The sequence below is a fragment of the Mesorhizobium sp. M0854 genome, from assembly GCF_040319815.1.
Taxonomy (GTDB): Bacteria; Pseudomonadota; Alphaproteobacteria; order Rhizobiales; family Rhizobiaceae; genus Mesorhizobium.
The window spans coordinates 1-13222 of sequence record NZ_JAMYOL010000038.1 but is presented as its reverse complement, the minus strand read 5'-3'; the positions used below and the strand labels follow the sequence as shown (position 1 = coordinate 13222).

At 61.1% G+C, this 13222-nt stretch carries 16 protein-coding genes; 13 read left to right on the top strand and 3 right to left on the bottom strand.

Features of this window, described 5'->3' with window-relative positions:
- Positions 1-15 precede the first annotated feature (15 nt).
- The 8 genes from NKH99_RS29720 (at position 16) to pqqE (ending at position 7032) form a co-directional block, all read left to right on the top strand.
- A complete protein-coding gene (locus NKH99_RS29720) occupies positions 16-1917 on the top strand; it encodes a methanol/ethanol family PQQ-dependent dehydrogenase (RefSeq protein ID WP_352617352.1) in 1902 nt (633 codons plus the stop codon).
- A gap of 155 nt (positions 1918-2072) precedes the next feature.
- Positions 2073-2597 (top strand): c-type cytochrome, methanol metabolism-related, encoded by a 525-nt coding sequence (locus NKH99_RS29715; protein ID WP_352474919.1) that lies wholly within the window; start codon positions 2073-2075, stop codon positions 2595-2597.
- Position 2598: 1 nt separating this feature from the next.
- Positions 2599-3462: a substrate-binding domain-containing protein gene (locus tag NKH99_RS29710; RefSeq protein WP_352450664.1), complete on the top strand. Its 864-nt coding sequence runs from the start codon at positions 2599-2601 to the stop codon at positions 3460-3462.
- A gap of 216 nt (positions 3463-3678) precedes the next feature.
- Positions 3679-3774: a pyrroloquinoline quinone precursor peptide PqqA gene (locus tag NKH99_RS29705; protein WP_101918690.1), complete on the top strand. Its 96-nt coding sequence runs from the start codon at positions 3679-3681 to the stop codon at positions 3772-3774.
- Positions 3775-3927: 153 nt separating this feature from the next.
- Positions 3928-4866, top strand: coding sequence for a pyrroloquinoline quinone biosynthesis protein PqqB (pqqB, locus tag NKH99_RS29700; protein WP_353017366.1), 939 nt, complete (start codon positions 3928-3930; stop codon positions 4864-4866).
- A complete protein-coding gene (pqqC, locus tag NKH99_RS29695; RefSeq protein WP_353017363.1) occupies positions 4863-5621 on the top strand; it encodes a pyrroloquinoline-quinone synthase PqqC in 759 nt (252 codons plus the stop codon). Before pqqB ends, pqqC begins: the two co-directional genes overlap by 4 nt.
- Positions 5618-5914: a pyrroloquinoline quinone biosynthesis peptide chaperone PqqD gene (gene pqqD / locus NKH99_RS29690; protein WP_353017360.1), complete on the top strand. Its 297-nt coding sequence runs from the start codon at positions 5618-5620 to the stop codon at positions 5912-5914. Before pqqC ends, pqqD begins: the two co-directional genes overlap by 4 nt.
- The gene (gene pqqE / locus NKH99_RS29685; RefSeq protein WP_353017358.1) at positions 5911-7032 is read left to right on the top strand and encodes a pyrroloquinoline quinone biosynthesis protein PqqE; all 1122 of its coding nucleotides are present in this window, start codon (positions 5911-5913) and stop codon (positions 7030-7032) included. The genes pqqD and pqqE overlap by 4 nt, the downstream gene beginning before the upstream one ends.
- 21 nt (positions 7033-7053) lie before the next feature.
- Here the strand turns inward: pqqE and fghA are convergent, their stop codons facing one another.
- The 3 genes from fghA to NKH99_RS29670 form a co-directional block, all read right to left on the bottom strand.
- On the bottom strand, positions 7054-7905 hold the full coding sequence (fghA, locus tag NKH99_RS29680; RefSeq protein ID WP_352775548.1) for an S-formylglutathione hydrolase: 852 nt from the start codon (positions 7903-7905) through the stop codon (positions 7054-7056).
- A gap of 224 nt (positions 7906-8129) precedes the next feature.
- Positions 8130-8513, bottom strand: a complete 384-nt coding sequence (locus NKH99_RS29675; protein WP_352503270.1) for a PIN domain-containing protein — start codon at positions 8511-8513, stop codon at positions 8130-8132.
- Entirely contained in the window at positions 8510-8776 is a 267-nt protein-coding gene (locus tag NKH99_RS29670; RefSeq protein ID WP_353017357.1) for an AbrB/MazE/SpoVT family DNA-binding domain-containing protein, read from the bottom strand. Before NKH99_RS29670 ends, NKH99_RS29675 begins: the two co-directional genes overlap by 4 nt.
- Positions 8777-8829: 53 nt before the next feature.
- Here NKH99_RS29670 and NKH99_RS29665 point away from each other — a divergent pair, with 53 nt between their 5' ends.
- From NKH99_RS29665 to NKH99_RS29645, 5 genes are all read left to right on the top strand, one after another.
- On the top strand, positions 8830-9126 hold the full coding sequence (locus NKH99_RS29665) for a hypothetical protein (RefSeq protein ID WP_353017408.1): 297 nt from the start codon (positions 8830-8832) through the stop codon (positions 9124-9126).
- 197 nt (positions 9127-9323) lie between these two features.
- Entirely contained in the window at positions 9324-10163 is an 840-nt protein-coding gene (locus NKH99_RS29660) for a succinate dehydrogenase/fumarate reductase transmembrane subunit (RefSeq protein ID WP_023678783.1), read from the top strand.
- Positions 10164-10797: 634 nt separating this feature from the next.
- On the top strand, positions 10798-11844 hold the full coding sequence (locus tag NKH99_RS29655; RefSeq protein ID WP_353017355.1) for an NAD(P)-dependent alcohol dehydrogenase: 1047 nt from the start codon (positions 10798-10800) through the stop codon (positions 11842-11844).
- A gap of 186 nt (positions 11845-12030) precedes the next feature.
- Positions 12031-12231, top strand: coding sequence for a CsbD family protein (locus NKH99_RS29650; RefSeq protein ID WP_023719429.1), 201 nt, complete (start codon positions 12031-12033; stop codon positions 12229-12231).
- Between the two features lie 777 nt (positions 12232-13008).
- Positions 13009-13222 (top strand): hypothetical protein (locus NKH99_RS29645; RefSeq protein ID WP_353017353.1); only part of this gene is annotated, 214 nt, incomplete at its 3' end.

Genomic DNA, 13222 nt, shown 5'->3' with positions numbered 1-13222 from the left:
CCGGGAGGATTTTGGATGCGTGTACTTGCGAAAACTACTTACATTCTGACGACCGCGGCGTTTTTATCGCTCGGCGCTGCCTATACGGCTTCGGCCAATGAAGACCTTGCAAAGCTCGCATCGGATGCGAAGAACTGGGCGATGCAGACGGGTGACTACGCCAACACCCGCTATTCCAAACTCAACCAGATCACTGCCGACAATGTGAAGAACCTGCAGGTCAAATGGAGCTTTTCCACCGGCGTGCTGCGCGGTCACGAAGGCGGGCCGCTGGTCATCGGCGACGTGATGTATGTCCACACGCCTTTCCCAAACAACGTCTATGCTCTGGACCTCAAGAATGACGGCAAGATCCTGTGGAAATACGAGCCCAAGCAGGACACGAACGTCATTCCGATCATGTGCTGCGACACGGTCAATCGCGGTGTTGCCTATGGCGACGGCAAGATCATTCTCAACCAGGCCGACACCACCGTCGTCGCGCTCGATGCCAAGACCGGCAAGGTCGTCTGGTCTGTCAAGAACGGAGACCAGACCGACGGCGGAAAGGGCGAATCCGGCACGTCGGCACCCGTAGTCATCAAGGACAAGGTGCTCGTGGGCGTCTCCGGTGCTGAATTCGGTGTTCGCGGCTGGCTGGCCGCCTACAATCTGAAAGACGGCAAGCTCGCCTGGAAAGCCTATTCGGAAGGTCCTGACGCAGACACCCTTCTCGATCCCGAGAAGACGACCCATCTCGGCAAGCCTGTCGGAAAGGATTCCGGCACGAACACCTGGGAAGGCGAACAGTGGAAGACTGGCGGCGGCACGACATGGGGATGGTATTCCTATGATCCCAAGCTGAACCTGGTCTATTACGGCACCGGCAATCCCTCGACCTGGAACCCGGTCCAGCGCCCCGGCGACAATCGCTGGTCCATGACAATCATGGCTCGCGATGCGGATACCGGTGTTGCCAAATGGCTCTACCAAATGACCCCGCATGATGAGTGGGACTATGACGGCATCAACGAGATGATTCTCGTCGATGGCATGGAGGTCAACGGCGCCAAGCACGACGTGCTGGTGCATTTCGACCGCAACGGCTTTGCCTACACAATGGATCGCGCCACCGGCGAACTTCTCGTCGCCAAAAAATACGATCCGGCAGTGAACTGGGCGACGGAAGTCAACATGGATCCCAAGAGCGACCAGTATGGCCGCCCGCAGGTCGTGGCCAAGTATTCGACCCAGCAGAACGGCGAAGACAACAACTCGACCGGTATCTGCCCGGCCGCGCTTGGAACCAAGGACCAGCAGCCGGCCGCCTACTCGCCGAAGACCGGGTTGTTCTACGTGCCGACCAACCATGTCTGCATGGACTATGAGCCTTACAAAGTGAGCTACACCGCCGGTCAGCCCTATGTGGGCGCCACCGTGTCGATGTATGCGGCGCCCGGCGGTGACGGTAACATGGGCAACTTCATTGCCTGGGATGCAGCCAAGGGTGAGATCGTCTGGTCGAAGCCCGAGCAGTTCTCGGTGTGGTCGGGCGCATTGGCGACAGATGGCGACGTCGTCTTCTACGGTACCCTCGAAGGCTACATCAAGGCGGTCGATAAGGACGGCAAGGAACTCTACAAGTTCAAGACCCCGTCCGGCATCATCGGCAACATCACGACCTACGAGCATGACGGCAAGCAGTACGTCGCCGTTCTGTCCGGCGTCGGTGGATGGGCCGGTATCGGTCTGGCAGGTGGGCTGCTTTCGCCCGATAACGCCGCCGCCTGGCATGGCGCCGTTGATCAGGGCCGTGCGCAGGGCGATCAGGCCGCGGTCGTTGGAACCGCCGGTCTGGGTGCCGTCGGCGGTTATGCGGCACTTGCCGACTATACGACGCTGGGCGGCCAGCTCACCGTCTTCGGCCTCCCGGACTGATAACCGGGAAGAGCCTCACGGCTAGGTTCGAAAACGAGAGCCCGGGTCACCCCGAAGCCGGGAACCGGGCTCTCGATTGCGCCGCGCACCCAACTCCGATCAATGCCGCTGCACGACGGCAGCCAGGATTTCTGGCAAACGAAGGAAGAGCCTGAATGATCGTTCGCATTGCAGTTTCCGCTCTCGCCCTGGTCCTGCTGCCTCTGGCCAGCTCAAGTCTGGTACGGGCCGAAGACAGCATGGAGAAAGCCAAGGCGGTGAAGCAAGAAGGAGGCAAATATTTAGATGCGGACGGAAATCCGACCTACAAGATCGAAAACGGAACCGTCGATTGGTACACCTTCAGCGGGTACCGCCGGTATCACTCAGATTGCCATGTCTGTCACGGACAGGACGCCACAGGTTCGAGCTATGCGCCTGCCCTGGCTAATAGCCTGAAGACCATGGATTACGCCACGTTCCTGTCGATCGTCGCCGAGGGCCGCAAGAATGTCGGCGGCGGCAAGGAAAACGTCATGCCCGCCTTTGGCGACAACAAGAACGTCTATTGTTACCTGGACGATCTCTACGTCTATCTGCGCGCGCGCGCCGATGGCGCGGCACCCCGCGGCAGGCCGCCGAAGCACGAAAACAAGGCTCAGGCAGCCAAGGATGCCGAAGCATCCTGCATGGGTGGATGATATGACCGGCTGCACTGCATCGAAGCTGCGTGTCGTTCTGCCGATCCTCGGCGCGCTCGCCTTGCTGCCGTCGAATGTTCTGGCGCAAAATGCCGGGCTTGGCGCTGCGGGCGAACTGGTCGATCCCGACATTCTGCGCGTCTGCGCAGATCCCTCGAACATGCCCTTTACCGACAAGAACGGCCAAGGCTTCGAAAACAAGCTGGCTGAACTGGTTGCCAAGAAGACGGGGCGGAAATCAGTCGCTTACACGTGGTTTCCCACTGTCACCGGCTTTGTGCGCAATACGCTGGGGGCCAATCGATGCGACATCATCATGGGCTACGCCCAAGGCGATGAACTGGTGCAGAACACCAACGCCTACTACCGCTCCGCCTATGTGCTCGTATACCCCAAAGGCAACGGCATGGAAGGCATCGAGACGATCGAAGACCCGAAACTTTCCGGCAAGAGAATCGGCGTCGTCGAAAGCACGCCGCCAACCGCCAACATGGCCGCCAACAAGCTTCTGCGGACCGCCAAGATCTACCCGCTGGCGGTGGATACGCGCGTCACGCCTTCCATGGGGGAGGTCATGATCAAGGACATGCTCGCCGGCAAGATCGACGCGGCGGTCCTGTGGGGGCCGATGGCTGGCTACTATGCCAGGGAACTCGGAGCCGATGTCACCATTGTTCCGCTGTTGAAGGAAAAAACCGGCTCGCGCATGTCCTACCGCATTACCATGGGTGTACGTCCGTCCGACCAGGAATGGAAACGGACGCTAAACCGGGTGATCAGGGAAAACCAGGCGGAGATCACCAAGCTCCTGCTGGGTTACAATGTGCCGCTGATCGACGAGCACGACAATCCGATTACGCAATAGTTGGGATGGGTCAGGAGGAGGAAAAACCTACGCGATGAACAGTTGAAGAGAAGACTACAGCTACTTTCGATACTTTTTTGTTTTTCGGGCTTTCAAAACCTTGTGTTCATTTGTCCATTTTGAGAACGTGATGGACGAGCCATTGCTTCGGTGCCCTGCAATGGTTGGCTAACCACCGGATCGGCCCCTTCGGGCTGGTAGAAGAGGAGAAATGTTATGAAGAAGAGCTGGACAAAACCGACCATGTGCCAGGTTGCTGCGGGCTTTGAAATTTCGCGCTATCTGCCTGCTGAAATTACTCCCAAGAAGTAGGCCGCAGAGGTGCGTGTCCCTGGCAACAGGGGCACGCATCCCCTTGCCGTATGGGATTTTCGTGAAAGAGTTTGAGGCGCGCAAAGCGGGCGGGCCGTTTTTTGCGGCTGCAAATTGGCTGCTGGTCAGAGAAGCCGCGGGGCGGGCGTTTTCATGCGCTTGAGAATCATCGGATCGGCGGCCGGCGGCGGCTTTCCGCAATGGAACTGCAATTATCGTCTGAGCCGTGCGGCTCGCACCGGGGTAGCTGGTGTGCATTCACGAACCCAATCGAGTGTCGCCGCGTCGGCGGATGGACTCGGCTGGGTTCTGTTCAACGCTTCGCCCGACATTCCCCAGCAGATCGCGGCAACGCCTGAATTGCAGCCCGCGCACGATGCGCCGCTGCGCTCGACGCCTATTCGCGCGGTGGTGCTGACCAATGCCGATGTCGATCATGTCGCCGGCCTGCTCAGCCTGCGTGAGCGGCAGCCTTTCGCTATTTATGCAACGACACAGGTTCTGGCGACGCTGAAGGCGAATTCGATTTTCAATGTCCTCGATCCGGCGCTCGTGCCGCGACGCATCTTGCCGCCGGCGCAAGAGCTGTCGATCTGCGACGCAGGCGGCCACGACACCGGGGTGGCTGTCGAGAGCTTTCCCGTGCCCGGGAAGATAGCCCTCTATCTCGAAGAAAGAGGCCAGCCGGATGCCAATTTCAGCTCCGATGCCGGCGACACGATCGGCGTCCGTATCGCCGGTGCCGGCAGTCGCGGCTCCGGCTTCTACATCCCCGGCTGCGCCCGCATCGATGCGACCCTGCGCACGCGTCTGGCCGATGCCGCATGCCTTCTGTTCGACGGCACGGTCTTCACTGACGACGAGATGATTGCTGCCGGCGTCGGCCAAAAGACCGGTGCACGCATGGGGCATCTGGCAATGTCGGGAAACGCGGGGTCGATCGCCGGCTTGGCCGATGTGAGGATCGGCCGCCGTGTCTTCGTCCACATCAACAACACCAATCCTGTTCTGGACGAGAATTCTGCCGAGCATGCAGCCGTCGAAGCGGCTGGCTGGGAAGTGGCCTGCGACGGGATGGAGATAGAGCTTTGAGTGATTTCCACGACGCGGCCAGCAACGGCCTGTCCTCCAGAGAGCTCGAAGCCGTGCTGCGGCAGGTCGGTGCCGAGCGCTATCACAACCGCCATCCTTTCCATCACAGGATGACCAGCGGTGCGCTGTCGAGGACCGAGATGCAGGCCTGGGCGCTGAACCGCTATTGCTATCAGGCGGTCATTCCGCGCAAGGACGCCATGATCCTCGCGCATGCCGAGGATCCGGCGTTTCGCGCCGCCTGGCGCAAACGCATCGAGGATCATGACGGCGAGGACGGCTGGAGCGGCGGTATTGCGCGCTGGTTGCACCTGGCGACCTCGCTCGGTCTCGATGCCGACGCGGTGAAGAGCGAGAGGCTGGCCCTGCCGGCGACGCGTTTTGCGGTTGGCGCTTACCTCTCCTTTTGCACGAACCGGACCCTGCTGGAGGCGGTCGCGTCGTCGCTGACCGAGATGTTCTCGCCGCTCATCATCGGCGAGCGGGTACCCGCGATGCTGGCCAGATACGATTATATCACCGAGGACACGCTGGCCTATTTCACCCGGCGGCCCGAACAGGCCTCGCGCGACGCCGACTTCGCCCTCGCCTATGTGCTCGAACATGCCGACACGGCGGAGCGCCAGCAGCAGGCGATCGATGCACTGGTGTTCAAATGCGATATACTCTGGGCCATGCTCGACGCGCTTCAACACGCCTATGGCGAGCCGGGCAATATCCCGCCCGGCGCCTTCCGTCCGGAGGCAGCCCAATGATGGCACTGCGCGAAAGAGCCGTAGTGTCGCTGCAGTCGGTTCCATCGCTGCCGAAGCACGTGCGCATACAGCATGACCCCGTGCGCCAGGCGTTCGCCGTGCTGTCGCCCGAAAAGGTGTTCTGGCCAAACGACATCAGCCTCGACATATTGCGCCGCTGCGACGGACGGTCCACGGTCGGCCACATCATTGCCGGCCTTGCCGCAGATTATGATGCCGAACGGGAGGCTGTGGCGGCCGATGTCGTCGCCTTCCTGCAGGAATGGTCGGACAAGCTGCTGGTGAAGCTATGAGCGAGCCCCCTCTCCCCCCGATCGGCATGCTGGCGGAACTGACGCATCGCTGCCCGCTGCAATGCCCCTATTGCTCCAATCCGCTCGAATTGCTGAAGGCCAATCGCGAACTCGACACGCAGAGCTGGCTCGACTTGTTCTCGCAGGCGGCCGACCTTGGCGTTCTCCAGGTGCATCTGTCCGGCGGTGAACCGACGCTGCGTCGCGATCTCGAGCAATTGATCGCCGGGCTTTCGGCGCGCGGCGTCTACACCAACCTGATCACCGCCGGCGTCGGCATTGCGGATGGCCGCATCGAGGCATTTGCCGAAGCCGGGCTCGACCATCTGCAACTGAGCTTTCAAGGCGCACGGCCGGCGACCACCGAGCGCATCGGCAATCACAGGGGCAGCCACGAAAAGAAGCTGGAAACGGCACGCCGCACTCGCGCGGCCGGCTTGCCGCTTACCATCAACGCGCCAATCCATCGCCACAATATCGAGGAGGTACCGGAATTCATCGATCTGGCCCTTTCGCTGGGTGCGGAGCGTCTCGAGATCGCCAACGTGCAGTACGCCGGCTGGGCGCTGACCAATCGCGATCAACTCATGCCCGAGCGTGCTGCCGTCGACCGCCAGGCGGAGATCGTCGCGGCGGCACGCGAACGGCTCACCGGCATCATGAACATCGATTTCGTCACGCCGGATTATTTCGCCATCTATCCCAAACCGTGCATGGGCGGCTGGGCGCGCGACGCCTTCATGGTGACGCCGGACGGCACCGTACTGCCATGCCATGCCGCCCAGAGCATCCCGTCGCTCAGTTTCGAGCGTTTTGGAACACGCAGCCTGGCCGCGATCTGGACCGATTCCCCGGCATTTAATGCCTTTCGAGGCACGGACTGGATGCAGGAGCCCTGCCGCAACTGTGAGCGGCGCGAGATCGACTGGGGCGGCTGTCGCTGCCAGGCGATGGCAATCGCCGGCGATGCCGCCGCGACGGACCCAGCTTGCGCGAAATCGCCGATCCATGCGCGCATGGCAATGCTGATCGACGAGGCCCAGCGCGCTGCGACGGTTCCTTCGAAGGACGAACCATTCGTCTACCGGCGCATCGGCGTCGTCACCGAGCCCGCCTGACTGCCGACCTATTCCTACGGCCTAGCCTCGTGAAAGCCGTTCGGCATGCCACGTCATATGGTCATGCATGAATGTCGAAATGAAAAAATAGGAGTGATCGTATTCGTCCTGCATCCGCAATTTCAACGGAATGCCTGCCTTGGAGCAGGCGTCTTCGAGCAGCCAAGGCCTGAGGCCCTCCTGGAGGAAACCGTCTGACGTTCCCTGATCGACCAGGAATTCCGGGAAACGGTGCCCATCCTCGATGAGCGAAGTTGCATCGTAGCGCCGCCACGAGGCCTCATCCAGGCCGAGATATTTTTCGAAAGCCGGCTTCGACCAGCCGGCTGTGCTTGGCTGCACGATCGGCGCAAAGGCCGAGCAACTTCTGAAACGCCCGGGATTGTTCAGTGCGATCGTCAGCGCGCCATGCCCGCCCATCGAATGGCCGAAGATCGACTGGCGCGCCATATCGGCGGGAAATTCGCGCCCGATCACGGCTGGCAGCTCCTCGACGATATAGGAATACATGCGATAGTTCTTGGCATACGGCTCTTGCGTCGCGTCAAGGTAGAAACCGGCGCCGCTGCCGAACTGCCAATTGTCCTTTTCATCCGGAATGTCGGCACCACGCGGGCTGGTGTCGGGACAGACAACGATCACGCCAAGTTCGGCGGCAATACGTCTGTATTCACCTTTTTCCATCACATTTGCATGGGTGCAGGTGAGCCCGGAGAGGTACCAGACCACGGGACAACGGCTTTCCCGTGCCTGCGGAGGCACGAAAATGGCAAACGTCATTTCGCACGAGCAGTTCGTGGAGAGATGCGAGTAAACATGCTGGGCGCCGCCATGCGACTTGGCAGTCGAGACGAGTTTCAGGTGCTCTGGCATATATTCTTCTCCACCAATTTTAACCGCCGACCGTAGGCTCTACGACATCAAGGGTGATCGCGGCAACCTTGGTGGGCTGGCTGGCGCGCGGGGCTCTTGATCGGAGCCGGGATGGCCTGCCTTCGCCGACCGTCTTGGCGCAGCAAGGCGCGAGAGGCCGCTCGCTGGCGCAGCGTTGCCAGCAAGCCATACGGGCCAGGCTGGGCGATTGTTGGCGATGCTGGCTATAACAAGGACGCAGTCACTGCGCAGGCATCGGCGATGCTTCCGGGACGCCGAGCCCTGCGCAAATGCGGCTTGACGTCCAGTACTTGCCAAACCTGGTCAGCGGCGGTTTCGCAACCCACCGATCGACTTTTGCCCCGCGGAAACTGCCGGCCGGTTGACGACAACCATTCGCGGTGTTCAGCAACGCCCGGATCGCCGCGGCAAATTTTCGCGCTCTGTCTGGTACTGCCGGGCCAGAACCCTGGGAACTCGCACAAGGCCTTCACGCTCACGGCCACGATGTCCGCTTTGGCCAGCAGGTCGACAGCAATGGCCGCCTGCCCCTCATCATCGGCGACATAGGCGCGCAGCAGCACATTCGTGTCGGCCGTAACCCTCATTCCTCGCCGGACCCGGCCACAGCACCCGCTTCCGCCATCGCCTCGTTGATCTCCTCGATGCTGAGCACCCGGCCGTTCGTCTTGCCTCTGAGGAAGCCCTGGAGGTCCCGGAACGACCCCTTCGCCCGTGCAGCCCTCAATTCCGCCCGACCGTCGGGCAGCAGATCAAGCTCGATTTTCTCGCCCGGTTTGATGCCCAGATGTTGCAGCACGTCCTTGCGGAACGTCACCTGTCCCCTTGTCGTCACTGTCAACGTTGTCATGTTAAACATTCCTGTTCATCGCGATAAGACAATGCAAATCTGCATTATTACCAATGCAGATGGTCGGGGCCAAGCTTGGCGTCCATGCGGCGACTGAATCGCGACCAGCGCTCTGCCAGAGTGAAGTCGCCAAACATCACCTGGAGGTCAGCATGCAAGCCAACACCGCGGCCGCTATCCGCGTCGATCTTGCCTCAATGTTTGTCTCGTTAGAGCTGTCTCGTTCAAAATGGCTCGTCAATTCGCTTCGGCTGGTGTCGGGAATGGCGCGACCGCCGCCGGGAAGCGAGGGAAGACAGCGTCAAGTTCGATTAACCAGAGATCAACAAGAACAAGCCATCGCCGCATAGGCGTCTGCCTGCGTGGGTATGGACGGATTCACTCATGCGCAATATGAATCATGAATGGAGATGAGGCCTGCCCTGGCGCTCACATTTTCGCCGTGTCGCTAAGGCAGGTGACGCTCGTTCAATGACGCTGCGCAGGGCGGATTGGCCTTCTGGTCTAACGCCGCCCGCAGAAGTGTCGATATCAGGGGATCTGGTCAATGACCGACAACAAGCCAGACGTTACCAAGGATTGGCAAGCGACGCAGGGCCAGAAGTCCTCTGCCACGCGTCTTCGCCTTTTCGCCGCACTCTCGTGGATCGTCGCCATTGGCGGCGAGATCTACGGAATTATGCTGCTTCGCCAGAACAAGTTCGACCAGGGACACCTGCCGCTGGTCATCGGCCTTCTGGTCGGCATCGCGATTTTCGCAATCGCCGGCAACTTGCTATGGAAGGCGGCCAACAGGCACGATCCGGCTCGTGCATCCGACGCAGCCAGGTTCTTCTTCCAAAACCAGCTCGGCGCAATCATCACACTGATTGCCTTCCTCCCGCTGGTTTTCCTGATCCTCACCGACAAAAACATGGATCCGCGGACCAAGAAGGTTGCCGGCGGCGTCGGCGCCGCGCTGGCCGTGCTCGCGACAGTCATGGGGATCAGTTTCAAACCCCCGTCGGTCGAACAGTACACCCAGGATATGAACGCATGCGCAGCCCAGATCAAGTCGGGGCAGCCCACCACCGCCTGTTCGCCCGATGTCGCCGCTCAGGCGCAGGCGATCGCGACGGACACCGCCGCCGTGGCGGCGGCGACGCGGGACGCGAGCCACCCCGCCGGTCAGGATGTCGTCTACTGGATCGCGCCCGAGAACGGAGCCGCGAAGTCCACCGAGCCGCATGTTTTCCACCTCTGCGCAGGCGTGAGCCCGCTGAAGGACAAGACTGTGAATAGTGGCTCCGTGACGGAGGCCTACGCACAGAACGCCGTCCGCATCACGAAGCAGATCGATATGGAACAGAAGCAGTGCGGGTTCACCGCCACAACCAGCACCAACTGAACCCGTTTGCACTCGATCGGGTCCAGCCGTCGAGAAGGATGGCGCGTAAGCGCAGGCTCAGTATTGACTCGCCGAAGCAACGCCAAATGCCGGGATCGCCCGGCTGGCCAATATTGTCCAGCTGCAAACTTATCCCCGGCGGGCAATGACCTGGCGTCTTACGCACGGCAGCTTCCGGCCTGAGCGCTTCGAATGAAGAATGACGTTAATGAAGCGCATAGCCGCCGGCAGCATTATGGGCGGGAAGCGAACCGGGAACTTCTTGCGTTCACCTGGTGGGCCGCATCGACCAGAAGCGGATTGGGCAAGCGTTCCATGGCATGTAACGTCGGGTGTCGCGCACCTGCTGGACCCCTGTTGATGACTGGCCGATGCCGGTCTTCTGGCTTGGAGGCTGGGGAGTGGGGAGTCTCGGGGCGAACGACTATTTCATTCCGCCGAGGGCATTCGGCAGCGGCATGGCCGGCCTTCAAAGTCCTTTGGCCGGGAAGTTCGTACGAATAGTCGGAATCAGGCAATCCCCCTGTTTTCCGAGCTGGATTTTGAAGCTGTGAATGAGCGGCTATGATGAACGCGCCGAGTGCAAGTAAGGTCACGAAGGCCCCTACAATAAGCTTTAGAGGAGACTACGTCGATGACGAACGTGCGCGCCCTTGTCCTTGAACGCCAGCACGAACTCAAGCTGCGTGACATCGATCTGCCACAGACCGTCGGCCCGGGCGAAGTTCGCATCAAGATCCATACGGTGGGCATCTGCGGCTCCGACGTGCACTACTATACGCATGGCCGCATCGGCCCATTCGTGGTCGAAGCGCCGATGGTCTTGGGCCATGAAGCCGCCGGCACCGTCGTCGAAACGGGGGAACGCGTCGAGCATCTGAAGGTCGGCGACCGCGTCTGCATGGAGCCGGGTATCCCCGATCCCAGTTCGCGGGCGAGCCGGCTCGGCCTCTACAACATCGATCCAGCGGTCAGGTTCTGGGCAACGCCGCCGATCCACGGCGTGCTGACGCCCTATGTCGTCCACCCCGCCAACTACACTTTCAAACTGCCCGACAATGTCAGCTTCGCCGAAGGCGCCATGGTGGAGCCCTTCGCCGTCGGCATGCAGGCGGCTGCCAAAGCAAAGATCGCGCCGGGCGACACGGCGGTGGTGATTGGCGCAGGGCCGATCGGCACGATGGTGGCGATCGCGGCGCTCGCCGGCGGCTGCGCCCGCGCCCTTGTTGCAGATCTCGCCCAACCCAAGCTCGACATCGCCGGCGGCTATCAAGGCGTTATCCCGGTCAACGTCCGCGACAAGAACCTGGCGGCGGAGGTAAAGCGCCTGACCGATGGCTGGGGCGCCGACGTGGTGTTTGAATGCTCGGGCTCGTCCAAGGCATGGGAGACCCTGCTCGATCTGCCGCGGCCCGGTGGCGCGGTAGTGGTGGTCGGCCTGCCGGTGGCGCCGATCGCATTCGATGTCGCCACCGCCTCGACCAAGGAAGTCCGCATCGAGACTGTGTTCCGATATGCCCACCAATATGAGCGGGCAATCGCGCTGATGGGGTCGGGCCGGGTCGACCTAAAGCCACTCATTTCGGCGACCTTCCCCTTCGAAGATTCCATCAACGCCTTCGACCGCGCAGTCGAAGCCCGGCCGGCGGACGTAAAGCTTCAGATTCTGTTGCCGGATTAAGGCGAGTTCCAAAGCCCCCGGGCTGTCCTCCCGATCTCCTCGATGCGTTGCGTAGGCTTCCGGGCTTGTAGCAAGGGCATTGGCAACCCAGTTTTTGTTGGCATCAACCGAGCCTATCGCCTGAGCGGTTTCTCCTGAAAGGTGGCTTTCAACAACGCGAGCTGGCGCGCAAGCAAGGAGGAACATATGAACTGGGATCAAATCAAGGGAAAATGGACGCAGTTCAAAGGCAAGGCGAAAGAGCAGTGGGGTGACCTCACCGACGATGATCTTGATCGGATCGAGGGCAACCGGGACCAGCTCTTGGGGCGTATCCAGGAGCGATATGGCATCGCCAAGGAAGAGGCAGAGCGCCAGGTTGATAACTGGTCCAGAAGCATCAGCTGAGCCTTGGACGCAACGCCGTCTTCTGCCCCCACCGGGGTGAAACGCTGCGTCGCCCGCCGTGCCGACTGGTGCGGTGGGCTCTTTCGACAGCGAGGCCCCGCGAGGAACCTTTAGCCGTATCTAATATTCTACTTGCGTGGCGGGCTTCGCCCCGGCGTGCGCCCCGCCCGGAGGCGAAGGAGTGCAATGATGAACAACATTATCTGGCTGGTCGGCGCGATCGTGATCGTAATCGCCATTTTGAGCTTTTTGGGTCTGCGATAGCATCCTGAACCCTCTCTTCGAGCCGGCGACCGTCCCCGCTCGGCATGGCCTCAGCGCGCCCAAGCTGGTCAGACTTAGGTCCCAAGCAAGATACTCCAGGATTGGACCGAAGCCCCGGCTGAGGAACGTAGCCGGCTGGCTCACGTTGTGGTGAGCTTTGGCGCGACGAAGATGCGTCCGGGCGGAAGAGTTCAAGCCAGGGAGGAGAGGCCCGACGCTCCGAACGGGCGTCGGGCCTGGGCGTAAATGCAAACAATCAGCAGACTGTTCAATTCCCATGCCCAGGCAGCACGTGCCGTGGCCAGGCTTCAGGCTGCCGGGATTCGCCGCCGGCAAATCAGCGTGGTCGGATCTTACAACGACAATGATGAACCGATCAGCGTTGCTGGATATTACGACGATGAGATGAGCGCTCTCTGGCGGGGTGCGATTGCTGGTGCCGCACTTGGCGCCACGGCTGGTCTGTTGGCCGGCTTCAGCGCTTTTGGAGCTCAAGACGTTGATCCCGCGGGGATGACCGGCATGGCCCTGGTCGGTGCGGCGTGGGGCGGCTTTGCCGGCGTGCTTCTCGGAACTTTCGCCAATTTCGCCCAGAAGCCGCGCAAGCCGAAGATCGCAGAAGGTGTCGTACTGGTGATGGCCCGCGTCGATGAAAGGCAGGCCGGCGCCGCGCATACGGTGCTCCGGAGTTTCGCGGAGATGCCTTCCGGGCCGATGAAGAGGAGCG

What these genes read in the sequence shown, in the direction of transcription:
- fghA (WP_352775548.1), bottom strand. Translation starts at nt 7,905, where the DNA reads ATGCCAGAGCACCTGAAACTCGTCTCGACTGCCAAGTCGCATGGCGGC.
- NKH99_RS29705 (WP_101918690.1), top strand. Translation starts at nt 3,679, where the DNA reads ATGAAGAAGAGCTGGACAAAACCGACCATGTGCCAGGTTGCTGCGGGC.
- pqqB (WP_353017366.1), top strand. Translation starts at nt 3,928, where the DNA reads ATGCGCTTGAGAATCATCGGATCGGCGGCCGGCGGCGGCTTTCCGCAA.
- NKH99_RS29650 (WP_023719429.1), top strand. Translation starts at nt 12,031, where the DNA reads ATGAACTGGGATCAAATCAAGGGAAAATGGACGCAGTTCAAAGGCAAG.
- NKH99_RS29665 (WP_353017408.1), top strand. Translation starts at nt 8,830, where the DNA reads ATGCAGATGGTCGGGGCCAAGCTTGGCGTCCATGCGGCGACTGAATCG.
- NKH99_RS29715 (WP_352474919.1), top strand. Translation starts at nt 2,073, where the DNA reads ATGATCGTTCGCATTGCAGTTTCCGCTCTCGCCCTGGTCCTGCTGCCT.
- pqqE (WP_353017358.1), top strand. Translation starts at nt 5,911, where the DNA reads ATGAGCGAGCCCCCTCTCCCCCCGATCGGCATGCTGGCGGAACTGACG.
- NKH99_RS29655 (WP_353017355.1), top strand. Translation starts at nt 10,798, where the DNA reads ATGACGAACGTGCGCGCCCTTGTCCTTGAACGCCAGCACGAACTCAAG.
- NKH99_RS29710 (WP_352450664.1), top strand. Translation starts at nt 2,599, where the DNA reads ATGACCGGCTGCACTGCATCGAAGCTGCGTGTCGTTCTGCCGATCCTC.
- NKH99_RS29670 (WP_353017357.1), bottom strand. Translation starts at nt 8,776, where the DNA reads ATGACAACGTTGACAGTGACGACAAGGGGACAGGTGACGTTCCGCAAG.
- NKH99_RS29720 (WP_352617352.1), top strand. Translation starts at nt 16, where the DNA reads ATGCGTGTACTTGCGAAAACTACTTACATTCTGACGACCGCGGCGTTT.
- NKH99_RS29660 (WP_023678783.1), top strand. Translation starts at nt 9,324, where the DNA reads ATGACCGACAACAAGCCAGACGTTACCAAGGATTGGCAAGCGACGCAG.
- pqqD (WP_353017360.1), top strand. Translation starts at nt 5,618, where the DNA reads ATGATGGCACTGCGCGAAAGAGCCGTAGTGTCGCTGCAGTCGGTTCCA.
- NKH99_RS29675 (WP_352503270.1), bottom strand. Translation starts at nt 8,513, where the DNA reads ATGAGGGTTACGGCCGACACGAATGTGCTGCTGCGCGCCTATGTCGCC.